The organism is Vibrio sp. 1-1(7), from assembly GCF_013048485.1.
GTDB classification, from domain to species: Bacteria; Pseudomonadota; Gammaproteobacteria; order Enterobacterales; family Vibrionaceae; genus Vibrio; species Vibrio fujianensis.
Map to the genome: position 1 here is coordinate 298,470 of NZ_VHSP01000002.1, position 15,320 is coordinate 313,789.

At 42.7% G+C, this 15,320-nt stretch carries 13 protein-coding genes; 11 read left to right on the top strand and 2 right to left on the bottom strand.

What is annotated here, in order from left to right; translation table 11 throughout:
- Nucleotides 1–240 precede the first annotated feature (240 nt).
- The 5 genes from FKN05_RS09400 to FKN05_RS09420 all read left to right on the top strand — a co-directional run bounded on the left by FKN05_RS09400 (nt 241) and on the right by FKN05_RS09420 (nt 7,225).
- The gene (locus FKN05_RS09400) at nt 241–2,154 is read left to right on the top strand and encodes a methyl-accepting chemotaxis protein (protein ID WP_170887381.1); all 1,914 of its coding nucleotides are present in this window, start codon (nt 241–243) and stop codon (nt 2,152–2,154) included.
- Between the two features lie 161 nt (nt 2,155–2,315).
- Complete coding sequence (locus tag FKN05_RS09405; protein WP_170887553.1) at nt 2,316–2,516, top strand: restriction endonuclease subunit S; 201 nt, start codon at nt 2,316–2,318, stop codon at nt 2,514–2,516.
- Between the two features lie 343 nt (nt 2,517–2,859).
- The gene (locus tag FKN05_RS09410) at nt 2,860–4,221 is read left to right on the top strand and encodes an alpha-amylase family glycosyl hydrolase (RefSeq protein WP_099611027.1); all 1,362 of its coding nucleotides are present in this window, start codon (nt 2,860–2,862) and stop codon (nt 4,219–4,221) included.
- A 496-nt stretch (nt 4,222–4,717) separates the two neighbouring features.
- The gene (gene pepT, locus FKN05_RS09415) at nt 4,718–5,950 is read left to right on the top strand and encodes a peptidase T (protein WP_161430409.1); all 1,233 of its coding nucleotides are present in this window, start codon (nt 4,718–4,720) and stop codon (nt 5,948–5,950) included.
- A gap of 402 nt (nt 5,951–6,352) precedes the next feature.
- On the top strand, nt 6,353–7,225 hold the full coding sequence (locus tag FKN05_RS09420; protein ID WP_099611028.1) for a mechanosensitive ion channel family protein: 873 nt from the start codon (nt 6,353–6,355) through the stop codon (nt 7,223–7,225).
- A 210-nt stretch (nt 7,226–7,435) separates the two neighbouring features.
- On the opposite strand, the gene FKN05_RS09425 is transcribed toward FKN05_RS09420, so the two are convergent.
- A complete protein-coding gene (locus FKN05_RS09425) occupies nt 7,436–7,645 on the bottom strand; it encodes a cold-shock protein (protein WP_000106983.1) in 210 nt (69 codons plus the stop codon).
- A gap of 675 nt (nt 7,646–8,320) precedes the next feature.
- Here FKN05_RS09425 and FKN05_RS09430 point away from each other — a divergent pair.
- From FKN05_RS09430 to FKN05_RS09450, 5 genes are all read left to right on the top strand, one after another.
- Nucleotides 8,321–8,662, top strand: a complete 342-nt coding sequence (locus tag FKN05_RS09430; protein ID WP_099611029.1) for an NADH:ubiquinone oxidoreductase — start codon at nt 8,321–8,323, stop codon at nt 8,660–8,662.
- A gap of 108 nt (nt 8,663–8,770) precedes the next feature.
- Entirely contained in the window at nt 8,771–9,034 is a 264-nt protein-coding gene (locus tag FKN05_RS09435; RefSeq protein ID WP_202597784.1) for a hypothetical protein, read from the top strand.
- Between the two features lie 110 nt (nt 9,035–9,144).
- Entirely contained in the window at nt 9,145–10,149 is a 1,005-nt protein-coding gene (locus FKN05_RS09440) for a response regulator (protein ID WP_099611030.1), read from the top strand.
- Nucleotides 10,149–10,592: a hypothetical protein gene (locus tag FKN05_RS09445; protein WP_099611031.1), complete on the top strand. Its 444-nt coding sequence runs from the start codon at nt 10,149–10,151 to the stop codon at nt 10,590–10,592. The genes FKN05_RS09440 and FKN05_RS09445 overlap by 1 nt, the downstream gene beginning before the upstream one ends.
- A 222-nt stretch (nt 10,593–10,814) precedes the next feature.
- A complete protein-coding gene (locus FKN05_RS09450) occupies nt 10,815–12,290 on the top strand; it encodes an NAD(P)H-hydrate dehydratase (protein WP_099611032.1) in 1,476 nt (491 codons plus the stop codon).
- Here FKN05_RS09450 and FKN05_RS09455 read toward each other — a convergent pair.
- Nucleotides 12,287–13,282 (bottom strand): 2-hydroxyacid dehydrogenase, encoded by a 996-nt coding sequence (locus FKN05_RS09455; protein ID WP_161426884.1) that lies wholly within the window; start codon nt 13,280–13,282, stop codon nt 12,287–12,289. The genes FKN05_RS09450 and FKN05_RS09455 overlap by 4 nt on opposite strands.
- A gap of 736 nt (nt 13,283–14,018) precedes the next feature.
- On the opposite strand from FKN05_RS09455, the gene FKN05_RS09460 reads away from it, so the two are divergent.
- Nucleotides 14,019–15,062, top strand: a complete 1,044-nt coding sequence (locus FKN05_RS09460; protein ID WP_170887382.1) for a GMP reductase — start codon at nt 14,019–14,021, stop codon at nt 15,060–15,062.
- Nucleotides 15,063–15,320 lie beyond the last annotated feature (258 nt).

Below are 15,320 nucleotides of genomic sequence, written 5' to 3' on the forward strand. Positions count from 1 at the left end.
ACCCTTGCTACTTGAATCTGCAGGGAGGCGGGGCTACGTTCTTTCACCCCAATCACATCGCTTGCCGCCGACCTGTCACGCCAAATTATTTGGGTATAGAGCTATTTTTATTGGAGAGTTCTCACCAAATTTAGATCAAATGGATGCGCCCGATGCAAACTGTGCTAAAACTGTAGCGATAATCATAAAAATAAAGTTGCGTATGTTGATGTATATAGATGTTGTTGCCGAGAGGAACCTATGTTTAAAAAATTAAGAATGACCTCAAGACTTATTATGGTATTTAGCTTGCCATTAACGCTTTGTTTGTTATTAGCGGCTTGGATTGTGACTAATCAGGTCAGTTCACGAGTGGTCAGTTTGGGAGAGACGTCAGTGAGTCAAACGTCTCAAAGCAGTGCTGATATGGTAAGCAGTTGGGTTGAGGCGCGAATGGCGGTGGTGCGTTCGTTAGCGCAAACAGAAACCTTAGCATCAGGAGACACACAAGCCATTTTTAACTACGTGAAGCATTTTGGCAAAAAAATGAGTCCGGAGTTTGAAGTTATGTTTTTTGTTGATCTTAAAGGCGATGCCTATCATCACAATGGTGTGATTGCTAGTCGAGCAAATCGAGCTTATTTCCAACAATTGGTTGTACAAAAAACACAATCCTCCTTAGTGAGTGATCCTCTGTATTCGGGAACTTCAGGTAATGCGATCATTGTGTTAGCGCAAGCGGTGAAAAATCATCAGGGCGAGGTGATTGGTTTATTAGCAGCCACGGTGACGCTGAATACTTTAACCGAGCTGGTGGATAATGTTTCAACCGATAATGCGGTTGCTTGGCTGGTGGATTCACGAGGTATTTATGTTGCCCACCCAACCGAAAGCAAGCGCTTAAAAGATAAGGCCATCGAATCTGGTGATGCTGCTTATGCTCAGATGAGTAAGCAGATGGTTGCCGGGCAGACTGGCATTACCGATCTTTATTTAGAGAATAACCAGCATTATATGGTGGCATATCATCCAGTGGCAAATACCCCTGGATGGTCATTAGCAGTGGCTCAGCCATACGATGCAATTATGTCAACCGCTCATGAGCTAACGGTGAGTTTATTGCTTGCCTTTGTGGTGACGATCATTGTTCTTATTGGCATTGTCTTATTGGTGGCCAAAATGATAGTCAAACCAGTTAATGAAACGCGTCAAGCGTTAGAACAAATCGCCGCTGGTGATGGAGATTTAACTCAACGATTAAACGAAGACCGATACGATGAATTTGGCGATCTTGCGCGTAGTTTTAACGCCTTTGTTGGTGGTGTACATAGCCTAGTCAAACAAGTTGCTGAAGCCTCGATTCAACTCGGTGCAGCAGCAGAAGAGCTCGCGGTCTCTAGTCGAGAAGCGAATGACCAGGTTCAACAGCAACGACATGAAACGGATCAGGTGGCAACGGCCATGACTGAAATGGCCACAACGGTTAACCAAGTTGCTGAAAATGCAGCGAATGCAGCGCAAGCAGCGGAACAATCAAGTCGATTTACGCAAGAGGGTGAAGCGGTCGTTACTAATACCACCAATGAAGTGTTAGTGCTATCGAAGGAAGTACAAACTGCCGTTGAAGTGATTGGTAAATTACAGCAAGATGCCGATTCTATTGGTAAAGTATTAGAGGTCATCCGCAGCATTGCTGAACAAACTAACCTATTAGCACTGAATGCTGCCATTGAGGCCGCTCGAGCGGGTGAACATGGCCGTGGATTTGCTGTTGTGGCCGATGAAGTTCGTACCTTAGCGACACGGACTCAAAGTTCGACAGAAGAGATCCGAGATATTATTGAAAAACTACAAACTGCCTCTAAAGAAGCCTCTCATGTCATGGATGGTAGCTATCGTAAGGCGAATGAAGTTGTACAGTGGGCTGAAGAAGCCTCCGAAAAATTACGTGATATTACCAAGGGCATCTTTACCATTAATGATATGAATATTCAAATTGCCACAGCAACCGAGCAGCAGTCAATTGTTGCGGATGATGTCAATGAAACCTTAAACCGGATCAGTAGTGGGGTTGAGCAACTCTCGAATGGGTCAACACATATTGCCGCTGCGAGCGATGAATTAGCCCGTTTAGCCACCGACCTGCAAACGAGAGTGGGGCGCTTTAAGGTATAATGGGTTTTAATCCCCTTCCTACCTACAACTCCAAGTTATTTGGGTATCTTCTAATCAAAACGGCGATCTTTATCCATTATGCTTGAACATGGTTAACGCTAGAATCTGGACGAGGAGTTAGTTACACTCCTCGCCAGCATTAACACTATCAGGTAAGTATGATGAATGATTTCGAAAAAGAACTAGAAACAATGGCTCAAGAAATGCAAGCACAACCGGAGGTTGCCCTCCCTAGCTTGGATGAGCAAAAGGCCATTGTGGCTGAACTTAAAAAATTAGAGGCTGAAGGCAAGTTAACTCCAGAGGTATTAGAAGCCCATTTTGGTCAGTTTTTTGCTCAATCGGAAGTTCCTATTCACTGATTGGATGCTAAACAGCAGGTATTGAATGGTGCCTGCTGTGATATTTCCCCATTTTCTTTGTTCTACCATCTATGCCTTTTTAAAGCATTTTCCTTGTTTATCCCAGTCGTTATCGATCTTTTTCGTTTATCTTTCAATCTTGATGAACGATGAGTTATTGTCTTTAATCATAAGCAGGATATGTTGAGTTCTACGCCCTAGCTCTCCACCATGAATAATTAACGTTAGGGGGATTGCCCTTTTAGAGGACGAATTATAATCATCGTCAATAGTAGGAATGCGATTGAGTAAGTTGCATTCAATTATTTTTTTTCGCTTGCTAGACAGAGCAGGAGTATTTGTCATGATTCGTTCTCAGCCAACTGATGTTATTTTACACGCGTTTGACTGGCCGTATTCACAAGTTACAGAGCGCGCACAAGCTATCTTTGAAGCGGGCTATAAAGCCGTGCTGGTTTCTCCACCAATGAAATCTTATCGACACGATAAAGGCACGCCGTGGTGGCAGCGTTACCAACCACAAGACTACCGAGTTATTGATAACCAATTAGGTAATACGGAATCGTTTCAAACGATGGTGAGTACCTTACAACGATTAGATTTATGGGTTTATGCCGATGTGGTGTTTAACCATATGGCAAATGAATCATCTCTTCGTTTGGACTTACAGTATCCGAGCAATAAAGATCTATTGGCTTATCGGCAACAGGCTGATTATTACCAAAAGCAACGTCTTTTTGGGGACTTATCACAACCCTTATTTACCGAAACGGACTTTGTCGAAGCGTTTGGCATTGAAAATTGGCAAGATAAATGGCAAGTGCAAAATGGCCGAATTTCCGGAGGCCCTCATGATCCCGGGCTACCCAGCTTGCGGCCCAATAAGCATGTTGTTGAGTGCCAACAAGCTTATCTACAGGCTCTAAAAGCCATGGGGGTCAAAGGGTTTCGTATCGATGCCGCTAAACATATGAGCCTTGAACATCTCACTTTGGTGTGGACAGAGGCAATTACGCATGATGTACATATTTTTGGTGAAATTATCACTGATGGTGGGGCAACCAAATCCGAATACCAACTTTTTTTGGAGCCTTATCTAGCAGAAACTCGCCTCGGAGCTTATGATTTTCCTCTATTTCAAACCGTTTATAATGCGTTGCAACCCAAAGGCAGCTTAAAGCGTTTGATTGACCCGTATTGCTTTGGTGAAGCCCTATCTAAGGAGCGAGCGATCACATTTGCCATCACCCATGATATTCCCAACAATGATGTATTTATTGACCTCGTCATGTCCGCGGATAATGAAGCACTCGCTTATAGCTATATTTTAGGCCGAGACGGGGGCGTGCCTCTGATTTATTCTGACTTAAACCCGAGTCATCTTCGTGATTCAGAAGGATGTCCTCGTTGGTTAGATGCTTGGTGCGCACCTCACATTATGGCGGGGATTACTTTCCATAATCAAATGCATGGCTTACCCATGACTACGATAGAGGCAAGTGATGATCTGTTGGTCTTTTGTCGGGGTGATAAAGGCGTAGTCATTATTAATAAATCGTCTCGTACCCAGCAAGTTGAGTTGTTATGGGATCAAACGCTTTACGACTTGTCTACTGGCGATGCTTTTTTGAGTTCGCAAGGAAAAGTCACCATTAATACCCCAGCGAAAAGTAGCCGAATGTTGTCGGTGGTTTGTGAGTCATAAGCCGTTCAGCGATGCTCAAGAAGTGCTCTTGAGCATCTTTATTGAATTTTTATAAAAGAAAAGAGCCTCAAGGACCAAACTGAGATCGCAAGAGGCAAGACGTTGTTAGTGATAATAATTAATTGAGGGAATCCAGATAGACTAACTATTGGAATCGCATACCTGTAAATGTAGTTATACTTTGAAAAAATGCCAATCTCGGCAGAGAAAATACTATTTTTGTGATGAATTTGAGATGTAGGTTCCATCTTTTGGTGGGCTTTGCTTTCACTTCTTGAAATCTTATTTTTCGGCCAGTTGAGCGATTCGGTTAGTTAATCCAATAAAAACTGATTTATAGCAAGTTATCTCGGATATAAATACGTACTATGAATTGCAATTCGCTGCGTATATACCCAAATCACTTTATTGTCCTTGTCGTACTCTGTTAGGTTGTTTGGGTATAGCGTTTTTTCAGTCGATTTTTGACTGTATTTATCGATAGTGAGTGCTAGCTATGAATAATCTTGTTGAGCGTTTTTTACGCTATGTTACCTATGATACTCAATCAAAACCTAAGAATACCCATTGCCCCAGCTCAACAGGACAAAGAGTGTTTGGCCAATTATTGTATGATGAACTGCGAGCACTTGGACTGAATGAGGTGAGCTTAGATGACCATGGCTATGTCATGGCGAAATTAAAATCTAATGTTGATTACCCTGTTCCTGCCATTGGTTTTATTTCACATATGGACACTGCACCGGATGCGTCCGGTAAGCATGTTAAACCGCAAATAGTTGAGAACTATCAGGGCGGCGATATTGCATTAGGAAAAGGTGATGAAATTTTATCGCCAATTCAATACCCAGAATTGCATCAGCTACATGGCTATAATTTGATTACTACTGATGGTAATACGCTACTTGGTGCCGATAATAAAGCTGGGATTGCGGAAATTATCACCGCGGTTGAACTGTTAATCGCTGATCCTTCTATACCACATGGGGATATTTGTCTTGCTTTTACGCCTGATGAGGAAATCGGCCGGGGAGCGGATCATTTTGATGTTGAGAAGTTTGCCGCACAGTGGGCTTATACGATTGATGGTGGCCCTGTTGGTGAGCTGGAATTTGAAAACTTCCATGCTGCGAATGCTCAAGTGGTTTGTCATGGTGTTAATGTTCACCCAGGAACCGCCAAAGATAAAATGGTCAACTCAATGTATCTTGCAGCGCAATTTATTCAAATGATGCCAGCGCAAGAGACTCCGGAACATACTGAAGGTTACCAAGGTTTTTATCATCTCAAATCTGCTAAGATGAGCGTTGCTCGTTCTCAACTAGACTATTTGATTCGTGATTTTGATCTTGCAGGGTTTGCTGATCGTAAGGCGTTGATGCAACAAAAAGTGGCGGAACTCAATCGCCAGTTAAACAAAGGGCATATTGAGTTAGACATTATCGATAGCTATGCCAATATGAAGGAAAAAATTGCCGAGCATCCACACATTATCGAGCTTGCTAAATCGGCGATGCAAGCGTGTGGCATTGAGCCGATGATTAAGCCGATTCGCGGTGGAACAGATGGCGCGAGATTATCCTTTATGGGGTTACCTTGCCCAAATATTTTTACCGGTGGCTATAATTTCCATGGTATCCATGAATTTATTACGATTGAAGGCATGGAGCAAGCTGTCCGTGTTATCATGAAGTTGGCTGAAAAAACCGCTCGTCAATACGCCCTGTAATTCAAAACGTGTTGGAGCGTCCAGCACGTTTTATCCTTCATCACAAATCACAAATTTAGAATTTATCCTGATATCCATGCTTCATATTGTTAATATAATCAGATAAATATAGAGCTATGCCCTTCCTACTTGAAGCTGCAGGGGTGTTGGCTACGTTCGTGTCACTCACTTGCCGCTTACCTGCAACACCAAGTTGTTGGGGTATATACCTTCTCATTTGACACGGCAGTGATGCTGGCGATATTCGTTTATTCCAATTCGATAGCGTATTTAGGTTCATGGGGGAGGTCTACTTGTAACTCCAGGTTATTTGAGGATAAATCAATGAGTTGTGTTTTGTTGGACATGCTAGCCAATGAGGCGAAAACGTCTTAGTTTAACTGTGATTGATGGAGCTAAAGAATGGAACACATTAATGCTATTGTCGATTATCTATTGACCAATAAGTTAGTTTTAACCTTATTGGTTTTATCAGTGATCGTGTTAATTAAACGGATAGCCTTAGCACAGATACGAGGTGATGTTTCATTTTTGAGTGAAGATCAACGTAAGTGGATGTCTCGCACCAAGAATGGCGCTTTTGTTATCAGCTTGATGATTTTATTTGTACTTTGGAAATCTGAAATTAGTCAGTTTGCTCTATCAGTCACCGCAATAGCGATTGCAATTGTGGTCGCCTCCAAAGAAATTATTCTCTGCTTTACCGGGTCAATCCAACGGGCCAGTTCTCGCTCTTTTCGAATGGGGGATTGGATCGAAGTAGGAAAAGTTTGTGGTGAAGTTATTGAGCACAATATGATGGCAACAGTAATTCAAGAAATAGACCTACAGCATGGTCAGTACCACTACACCGGAAAAACAGCAACTCTCCCCAATAGCTTGTTTTTTACTCATCCCGTGAAAAACCTGAATTTTATGAAACGTTATGTTTTTCATAATTTTAACATTGTAGTGCCAAAGTTTGTCAATTTATACCCACTATTACCTATCATGCATCAGCGTATGGAAGAGCATTTTTCCCATTTTATTGATGTTGCCCGTCGCTATAACAGTATGATCGAAAAACATGCGGGGGTCGATTTACCTAGTGCTGAACCTCATATTGAAATCACCAGTGCACCAGCGGGGGAACAGATCGTTCACTTTATGATTTTTTGTCCAACGGACAAAGCAAATCATTTAGAACAGCTTATTCGGCAAGATTTTATGGTGGAGTACGAGAAAGCTTTTCCAGCGGAGCCTATGGTTGAGCGAGTTGTTGAAGCTCAGCACTAAATTTGTCTAGCTTGAGGTGTTTTTTAGTGTGGCTATTTTGGTAATGGCTAGTGTTGGTCAACCATACCCTTCCCACTTGAAGCTGTAGGGGTGTTGGCTACGTTCGTTCACTCCACTTACTTGCCGCCCACCTGCAACTCCAAGTTGTTTGGTGGCAGATATAAAAATAGCCAGCGCTAAGGCTGGCTATTAGAATAATTTGGAAGTCTATTACAGGACTTTAATGCTTTCAGCTTGAGGGCCTTTTTGACCTTGAGTAATGACAAACTCAACTTTTTGGCCTTCAGCCAAAGTACGGAAACCGTCGCCTTGGATTGCACTGAAGTGAGCAAAAACGTCAGGACCGTTCTCTTGCTTAATGAAGCCGAAACCTTTCGTTTCGTTGAACCATTTAACGGTACCAGTAACAGGAGTAGACATAGTAAAAATCCTAAAAAAACAATTTTATATAGGCCGATCTCGGCACGGATAGCGTGGAAAAGTAGATTGCTATTGCGTACGACACGACGGGAGTTACAAGGAATCCAACGAAACAATGTGTATACAATCAACTTCATTTCTAGCTAACATCGAGTCTAGAGCAATCTTTGGGCTTGTCAATCGGAACTTGATATGAGTCGCAGACGTTTTTTAACTTTTATTCATTTTTTTGCTCTATGCGGCATTTCTGTGTAATTCACTATTTACTTATTTTTCATCTTAGTTAAGCGGCTATGTTTGTTTGATTATTTGATTAATGGTGCCTACCTAAATGGACGCTTTATCACGTGCTCGCTAACACTTATTTGTCATCGTACCGAGTGAGGGAGGTTGAGCAAGAATTTGTTTTTTTATAAAGGCTTATCCTCGATAAAATCCATTAGATAAGCTAAACTTTAGTTATTATGTATACCCTTCTAACTTGAAGTAGCATCGGTGTTGGTTATGTGGGTTCATCCCAATCACATGATATGGGGTTTACTTACTCGCCTCCGACCTAAAATTGCAAGCGATTTGGGTATCAGTGTCGTACGGCGTTTAGCTTTTTTAACGTCTTGCGTATATTCACGGTTGTTACTGTTTCTTAAGGTGCTCGAGCACTAAGGAAGGTAGATAATGAGATGGTTAATCATTGCTATCGTGTCAGTATCGGCGGCTATCGCATCGGCTGATCATGTTCATTCATTTTTCCTTGGTTTCTCTATTGCAGTTGTTGCCGTTAGTAGTTGTTATTGGTTAACATTTCGCTGTACACGTTTCCCTGAACTGGCCCTGATGTTACTGTTTTTGGGGGTGATGGTAAAAATGCTGATTACCATTGTCGGTGTGTTATGGGCTGTCTCTTTACACTTAATGTCTTCCCCTGCCATTTTTGGTCTTTCTTATCTGTTTTTTTCTATTGTTACCACTTATTTATGGTTTCAAACTCGTTCAAATCAGCTAGGTTTAACACATTAATATAAATTAGGTTTGGAGTCGCATACCGGGTTTTGGGGGCGCTCCTTTCCTATTCTACTAGTGTGTTACAGCGATTTTGTCTATGTCTTTCTATGCTAGTGATATTGGATGTTGAAAAAGAATAGAGAGGTTAAAGTGGATTTTGTATTGTTTGGATTAGAAAACACATTACTGGTATTCGGCATCATTTGTAGTTTAACGGGAATTATCGGTTATGGGAGGCGAAGCCACGATTGGAAAGGCGTCGCAACGATGTTCTATAAACGTATACCAATGTCTGTAGCCGAATATAAATGGTATCGCTTAGGCATTGCGATGATGGTGTTGGCGATTGTTTTACGTATTGTGCGGTTAATTTTTTGGCCAGCCTAGCCTAGATCGCTCGAGCGGTAAGAGTCTTTGCTGTATGACTTAACCCTCGGTTTCATTTGGGTATACACTTTTAACATTGGAAGTAATAATAAATAAGATTGGTGGTCGTTATGTCTTACCCAGTATTGATCTGCGATGATTCAGCGTTAGCTAGAAAGCAAATGGCACGTTCTCTACCCGCCTCATTAAATGCAGACATTACTTTTGCTGTCCATGGTGTTGATGCACTGGAGCAGCTTGATAAGCAGTCGTTTAAATTGATGTTTTTAGATTTAACCATGCCAGAGCTAGATGGGTTTGAAACGCTTGAGGCGATGCGAGCCCAAGACAACCAAACCCCAGTCGTCGTGGTTTCTGGTGATATTCAACCTAAAGCTAAGGAGCGGGTACTCACTCTCGGGGCAAAGGCATTTATCAAAAAGCCAATAGATAAAGATGCCTTAAATGCGGTTTTACGCGAACTTGTTGAGCCCTCGACGCAACCTCGAATGATCACGCCAGTTGCGGTTGATCTGCCGATTTTACGACGTCGTGATGTCTATATGGAAGTCGCTAACGTGTCGATTGGTCAAGCGGCTGATGCATTGGCGCGCCACTTTGATGTATTTGTTGAATTACCTTTGCCGAATATTAATATTCTCGAAGTGAGCGAACTACATATGGCTTTGCGTGATTTAGCCGATAATGTTCAGGTTTCTGGTGTTTGTCAGGGGTTCAGTGGTGAAGGCATTGCTGGCGAAGCGTTAGTCTTGCTTAGTGATTCGAGTGTCGCGGATTTAAAAAAATTAATGAAAGTTCCTGTTGATAGCGAAGAGTTAGAAGAACTTGAGTTATTAATGGACGTTTCGAATATCTTAGTTGGTTCTTTTTTAAATGGGCTTGGACAGCAATCTGAAGTGAGGTTTTTCCAAAGCTCGCCGGTGTTACTGGGGCAGCATATTTCGATTGATTCGGTTATTCAGTCAACGACTGGGTCATTTAATAAAACCATGACGTTTGAAGTCAGTTACAACATTGAAGGTACATCAATTCGCTGCGATCTCCTATTTATGTTTGTCGATGAATCACTGCCGTTACTCGACAATAAGCTCGCCTATTTAATGGAGGAGTTCTAATGCTATCACTACCCGCTGAATTTGAGCAGTTCCATTGGATGGTTGACATGGTACAAAATGTTGATATGGGGCTGATTGTATTAAATCGAGACTATGAAGTGCAGGTATGGAATGGATTTATGACCCATCACAGTGGTAAACATGGGCATGATGTGATTGGTAAATCGATATTTACTATTTTTCCTGAAATTCCATCAGAATGGTTTAAATTAAAAACTAAGCCGGTCTATGATCTCGGTTGCCGCAGTTTTATTACCTGGCAGCAGCGCCCCTACTTATTTAAGTGCCGTAATGTACGTCCCGTTACTCAACAGGCCGAATTCATGTATCAAAATATCACGTTAAATCCAATGCGAACTCCAACAGGTAAAGTTAATTCTCTTTTTCTTTCTGTACAAGATGCAACTGCGGAGGCATTAGCCTCTTTAACTATACCCAAATAAGGTGGAGTTGCAGGTAGGCCGCAAATTTGAACAGCCGTAGGCTGGCCTTTGGTGAGAGCCTCGGATGGCTCTCATCATCGCCATGAGCATAGACAGGCGATGTGATTGGGATGAACGAATGTAGCCAACACCGCTGCAGCTTCAAGTAAGAAGGGTATACCAAGCGTTAAAAATACCGCTGGGTGAATTAAAGTCAGGATACTTAACACAAGGAGATCATCGGTGCTGTTACCACAAGTTTTCTATACCCCTCAACAAGTCAAATGTGGTGAATTGCGGGCAGCGAGAGCGCAAGGCTTAGAAATGTTTCGATTAATGGAACGAGCGGGACAAGCGGTGTTTACTGTTGCATTGGCCCAGTATCCAGGCTCGCATCATTGGTTGGTTTGTTGCGGTAGCGGAAACAATGGTGGTGATGGTTACATTGTCGCTCGATTAGCGCAGTCGGTCGGGATTCAAGTGACGTTATGGCAATATGGCGATCCCGAGCGCTTACAAGGGGATGCTCGTACCGCCTATTACCATTGGATTGATAGTGGTGGGGAAGTACTTCCCTGCACAGAAACATTACCTGATGATGTTGATGTAGTGATTGATGGTTTACTTGGAACAGGCCTCAAAGGTGCAGTTCGCTCTTCCATGAAACAATTAATTCAAACGATTAATGACAGTGGCATTCCGGTGGTTTCTATTGATCTTCCATCTGGTTTGTCTAGCCACACAGGAACCGTTCTTGGTTCGGCAATTTGTGCTCAGCACACAATCAGTTTGATTGGACTTAAGCAAGGGTTAGTGACAGGCAAAGCCCGTGATTATGTTGGAAAGCTGCATTTTGCTGGATTGGGGCTGGAAGAGACGTTTAACAATCAAAATACGGCCACTTTAAAAGCGATTGATCCTCAGGCGGCTCAAAAGGCCTTACCTGGCAGAAAGCGTACCGCTCATAAAGGTCAACAGGGTAAAGTGTTGCTTATTGGCGGTAATTCTGGAATGGGAGGCGCGGCAATATTAGCAGCTCAAGCTTGTGTTCGAACGGGCAGTGGATTAACAGCCGCCTTAGTTCACCCGGATAATACCCAACCAGTTTTAATCAGTTGCCCTGAGATGATGACATCAAGTTGGATGGATACAGTGATGTTCGATTATCGGCTAGACTGGTGTAGTGTATTAGCTATTGGCCCTGGTTTAGGCCGAGATACAATGGCTCAGCAGCTAATCAATCGAGTACAAAGCATCACGAAACCGAAAGTGATGGACGCTGATGCACTGTACTTTTTGGCACAATCGGCTTGTTATGATGACCAGCGTATTATAACACCGCATCCTGCAGAAGCAGCGAGACTGTTGGGATGTGGTGTCGAAAACATAGAGACTGATCGTTTTCAGGCGATTAAAGCGTTACACCAGAAATATGGTGGTGTGGTGGTATTAAAAGGCGCAGGAACCTTAGTATGTAATGGTCAAGACACCTATGTCTGTTTGGCTGGAAACCCAGGTATGGCGAGTGGTGGCATGGGAGATGTATTGACTGGGGTGATTGTGTCATTGCTTGGGCAAGGGCTTGCATTATTTGATGCTGCCAAAATCGGCGTTTTGATCCATAGCCAAGCGGCCGATCAAAACGCCGAAGCCTTTGGTGAACGAGGGCTAATTGCGAGCGATTTAATCCCGCATTTGCGTCGCTTAGTCAACCGTTAAGCAATTAGCTCATTGCCTGATGAGGTGCCTTGTGTAAAAGCCAAAATATTGTTGAGCGTTGTCTGAGCAATGTTGTTAAGCGCATCTTCGGTTAAGAAGGCTTGATGGCCAGTAAAGAGGACATTATGGCAGGCGGATAGCCGGCGGAATACATCATCAACAATCACATCATTGGATTTATCTTGGAAGAAAAGATCTTTTTCATTGTCATAAACATCAAGACCCAGTGAGCCAATGCGCCCTTTTTTTAGTGCTTCGATCGCGGCGACCGAATCGAGTAATTCTCCTCGGCTAGTATTAATAATCATCACTTTGTCTTTCATTTGGTTAAATGCTTGTTCGTTCAGGAGATGATGATTTTCTTTCGACATGGGGCAGTGGAGGGTAATGACATCGCTCTTGGTGAAAATTTCCGACAGCTCTACATATCGTGCTCCTAATTCAATGGCGGCAGGATTTTGATATGGGTCATAACAAAGAATCGTCATTCCTAACCCTTTGAGAATTCGCATGGTTGCAACGCCAATTTTGCCGGTACCGATTACCCCAACGGTTTTTCCATAGAAGTTAAAGCCGACCAAGCCTTCGAGTGAAAAATTGGCTTCTCGAGTTCTTTGGTACGCTTTGTGGAAACGGCGATTAAGACACATCATCAGCCCTACGGTATGCTCAGCAACGGCTTCCGGAGAGTAAGCTGGAACACGGACAACTTGTAAACCGATGCTTTTGGCAGCAGCTAAATCGACTTTGTCAAACCCGGCACAGCGCATCGCAATAAGGCGTGTGCCGCCTTGGTAGAGTGCATTTAAGACATCTTCGCCTAATTCATCATTTACAAAGGCACAAACGACTTGACAGTTTCGAGCCATTTGAGCGGTTTTATGCGTTAAGCGGAAATCATGGAAGTGTAATGTGAGTTGCTGAGGATCAACAAAGCGGTTAAATGAGTTTTCATCATAGGTTTTGGCGCTGAAAAAAGCGACGTTGATCATAGTTGCGGTCTCCTTAAATAAGATCAGACTCATACCCTTCCTACTTGAATCTGCAGGGGTGTTGGCTATACGTTCATTCACCCCAAGCACATCGCCTGTCTATGCTGATGGGGATGATGAGAGCCATCCGTGGCCCTTACCAAAGGCCAGCCTACGGCTGTTCAAATTTGTTCCAGACAAATTTGTCACTCACTTGCCGCCTACCTGCAACTCCAAGTTGTTTAGGTATAGAAATAAATCGGAAACATCCCCTTGGATATCAACCGAATCGTGATAAAAATAAACCCTATTTCTTGTTTGGTAATGTGTTTAGCCGGTCAACATGGCGATCTTTAGTATACTTGAACGATGAAAAAAGGCATTTTGTTAGGTGATTAACCTCACATTATTAGCATTGTACGTTGCTATTTTATTGCATGTGATAATACGAGTAAGCTTTTTCAGTAAGATAATGGTTCGGAGTATCTTTAATGTGTTGAAATATAGAATGATTTTAAAAGTGAGACGCTTAGCCAATCATGACTAAATTGGGAATATGGAATCTTTTCAAGGGTAACACAAAAAAAAATGAAATATCAGACTTGCTGGAAATAAATTGCAACCTATAATGCTGAAAACCGGAGCGTCTGCCAACGCTCCGGTTTTTTTGTGTCCGAAATATACTCAGGTCTGCCAACTTGGGTATGTTACACCCTTGCGATAAAGCACAGATAGTGAATTAACTAAGGAAATAACCATGCGTATCGAACAAGAACTTAAGTTAGGTTTTAAAGATGTCCTGTTTCGTCCAAAACGTTCAACGTTAAAAAGCCGCTCTCAAGTCAATTTAACCCGCGATTTTACCTTCAAGCATAGTGGTCGTCAATGGTCTGGTGTTCCTGTTATTGCTGCTAATATGGATTCTGTAGGAACGTTTGCCATGGCAATAGCATTGGCTGAACATGGAGTCATGACAGCTGTTCACAAGCATTACAATGTTGATGATTGGGCGGAGTTTGTAAAAAATGTAGACAGTGCAACGTTAAGTAAAGTGATGGTATCAACCGGTACTTCTCAAGCTGATTTTCAAAAAACCAAAGATATTATGGCGCTGTCTGATGAGCTTATTTTTATCTGTATTGATATTGCGAATGGCTACTCTGAACACTTAGTTGACTATGTGCAGCAAGTCCGTACCGCATTTCCAGACAAAGTGATTGCGGCGGGTAATGTGGTCACAGGAGACATGTGCGAAGAGTTGATCCTTGCCGGTGCTGATATTGTTAAAGTCGGTATTGGCCCGGGGTCTGTTTGTACAACGCGAGTAAAAACAGGGGTTGGTTATCCACAACTTTCAGCGATTATCGAATGTGGTGATGCCGCCCATGGTTTAGGTGGTTGTATTATTGGTGATGGTGGTTGTACTTGTGCTGGAGATGTTTCGAAAGCCTTTGGTGGCGGTGCAGACTTCGTCATGCTTGGTGGCATGTTAGCTGGGCATGAGGAAGCTGGCGGAGAAATGGTAGTCAAAGACGGTGAGACATACATGAAATTTTATGGCATGTCGTCAAAGAGCGCCATGGAGAAGCACTCCGGTGGTGTTGCTGGTTATCGGGCAGCCGAAGGAAAAACCGTACTATTGCCATACCGAGGCAGCGTTCACGGCACCATTCAAGATATCCTCGGTGGCGTGCGCTCAACCTGTACATACGTAGGTGCAGCAAAGCTTAAAGAGCTAACCAAACGTACGACATTTATTCGTGTGTTGGAACAGGAAAATAATGTATTTGGTAAAGAGTGATCGTCATATCATGGTTTATCAATAACAAAGGGCCGCTTTTGCGGCTCTTTGTATGTTGACCTTGTGAGTTGGTTGGCGGGGTTCATTCACTCTGTTAATACAACTATATCTTGAATTTATATGAATGTTGTACCATATCTTCGAAAGTTTACTACGGGTGTGGTTGTTTTATATGAAGAAACGAATCCTCAAAAACTTAAAAGTTAAGAACGCTTCTCGATTTGTTAGCTTGAAGACAGATTCAGTTCAAATTACTGA

Excerpts from the sequence above, each read along its gene's own strand:
- FKN05_RS09400 (WP_170887381.1), top strand. The coding sequence starts at position 241 with ATGTTTAAAAAATTAAGAATGACCTCAAGACTTATTATGGTATTTAGC.
- FKN05_RS09405 (WP_170887553.1), top strand. The coding sequence starts at position 2,316 with ATGAATGATTTCGAAAAAGAACTAGAAACAATGGCTCAAGAAATGCAA.
- FKN05_RS09410 (WP_099611027.1), top strand. The coding sequence starts at position 2,860 with ATGATTCGTTCTCAGCCAACTGATGTTATTTTACACGCGTTTGACTGG.
- pepT (WP_161430409.1), top strand. The coding sequence starts at position 4,718 with ATGAATAATCTTGTTGAGCGTTTTTTACGCTATGTTACCTATGATACT.
- FKN05_RS09420 (WP_099611028.1), top strand. The coding sequence starts at position 6,353 with ATGGAACACATTAATGCTATTGTCGATTATCTATTGACCAATAAGTTA.
- FKN05_RS09425 (WP_000106983.1), bottom strand. The coding sequence starts at position 7,645 with ATGTCTACTCCTGTTACTGGTACCGTTAAATGGTTCAACGAAACGAAA.
- FKN05_RS09430 (WP_099611029.1), top strand. The coding sequence starts at position 8,321 with ATGAGATGGTTAATCATTGCTATCGTGTCAGTATCGGCGGCTATCGCA.
- FKN05_RS09435 (WP_202597784.1), top strand. The coding sequence starts at position 8,771 with ATGTTGAAAAAGAATAGAGAGGTTAAAGTGGATTTTGTATTGTTTGGA.
- FKN05_RS09440 (WP_099611030.1), top strand. The coding sequence starts at position 9,145 with ATGTCTTACCCAGTATTGATCTGCGATGATTCAGCGTTAGCTAGAAAG.
- FKN05_RS09445 (WP_099611031.1), top strand. The coding sequence starts at position 10,149 with ATGCTATCACTACCCGCTGAATTTGAGCAGTTCCATTGGATGGTTGAC.
- FKN05_RS09455 (WP_161426884.1), bottom strand. The coding sequence starts at position 13,282 with ATGATCAACGTCGCTTTTTTCAGCGCCAAAACCTATGATGAAAACTCA.
- FKN05_RS09460 (WP_170887382.1), top strand. The coding sequence starts at position 14,019 with ATGCGTATCGAACAAGAACTTAAGTTAGGTTTTAAAGATGTCCTGTTT.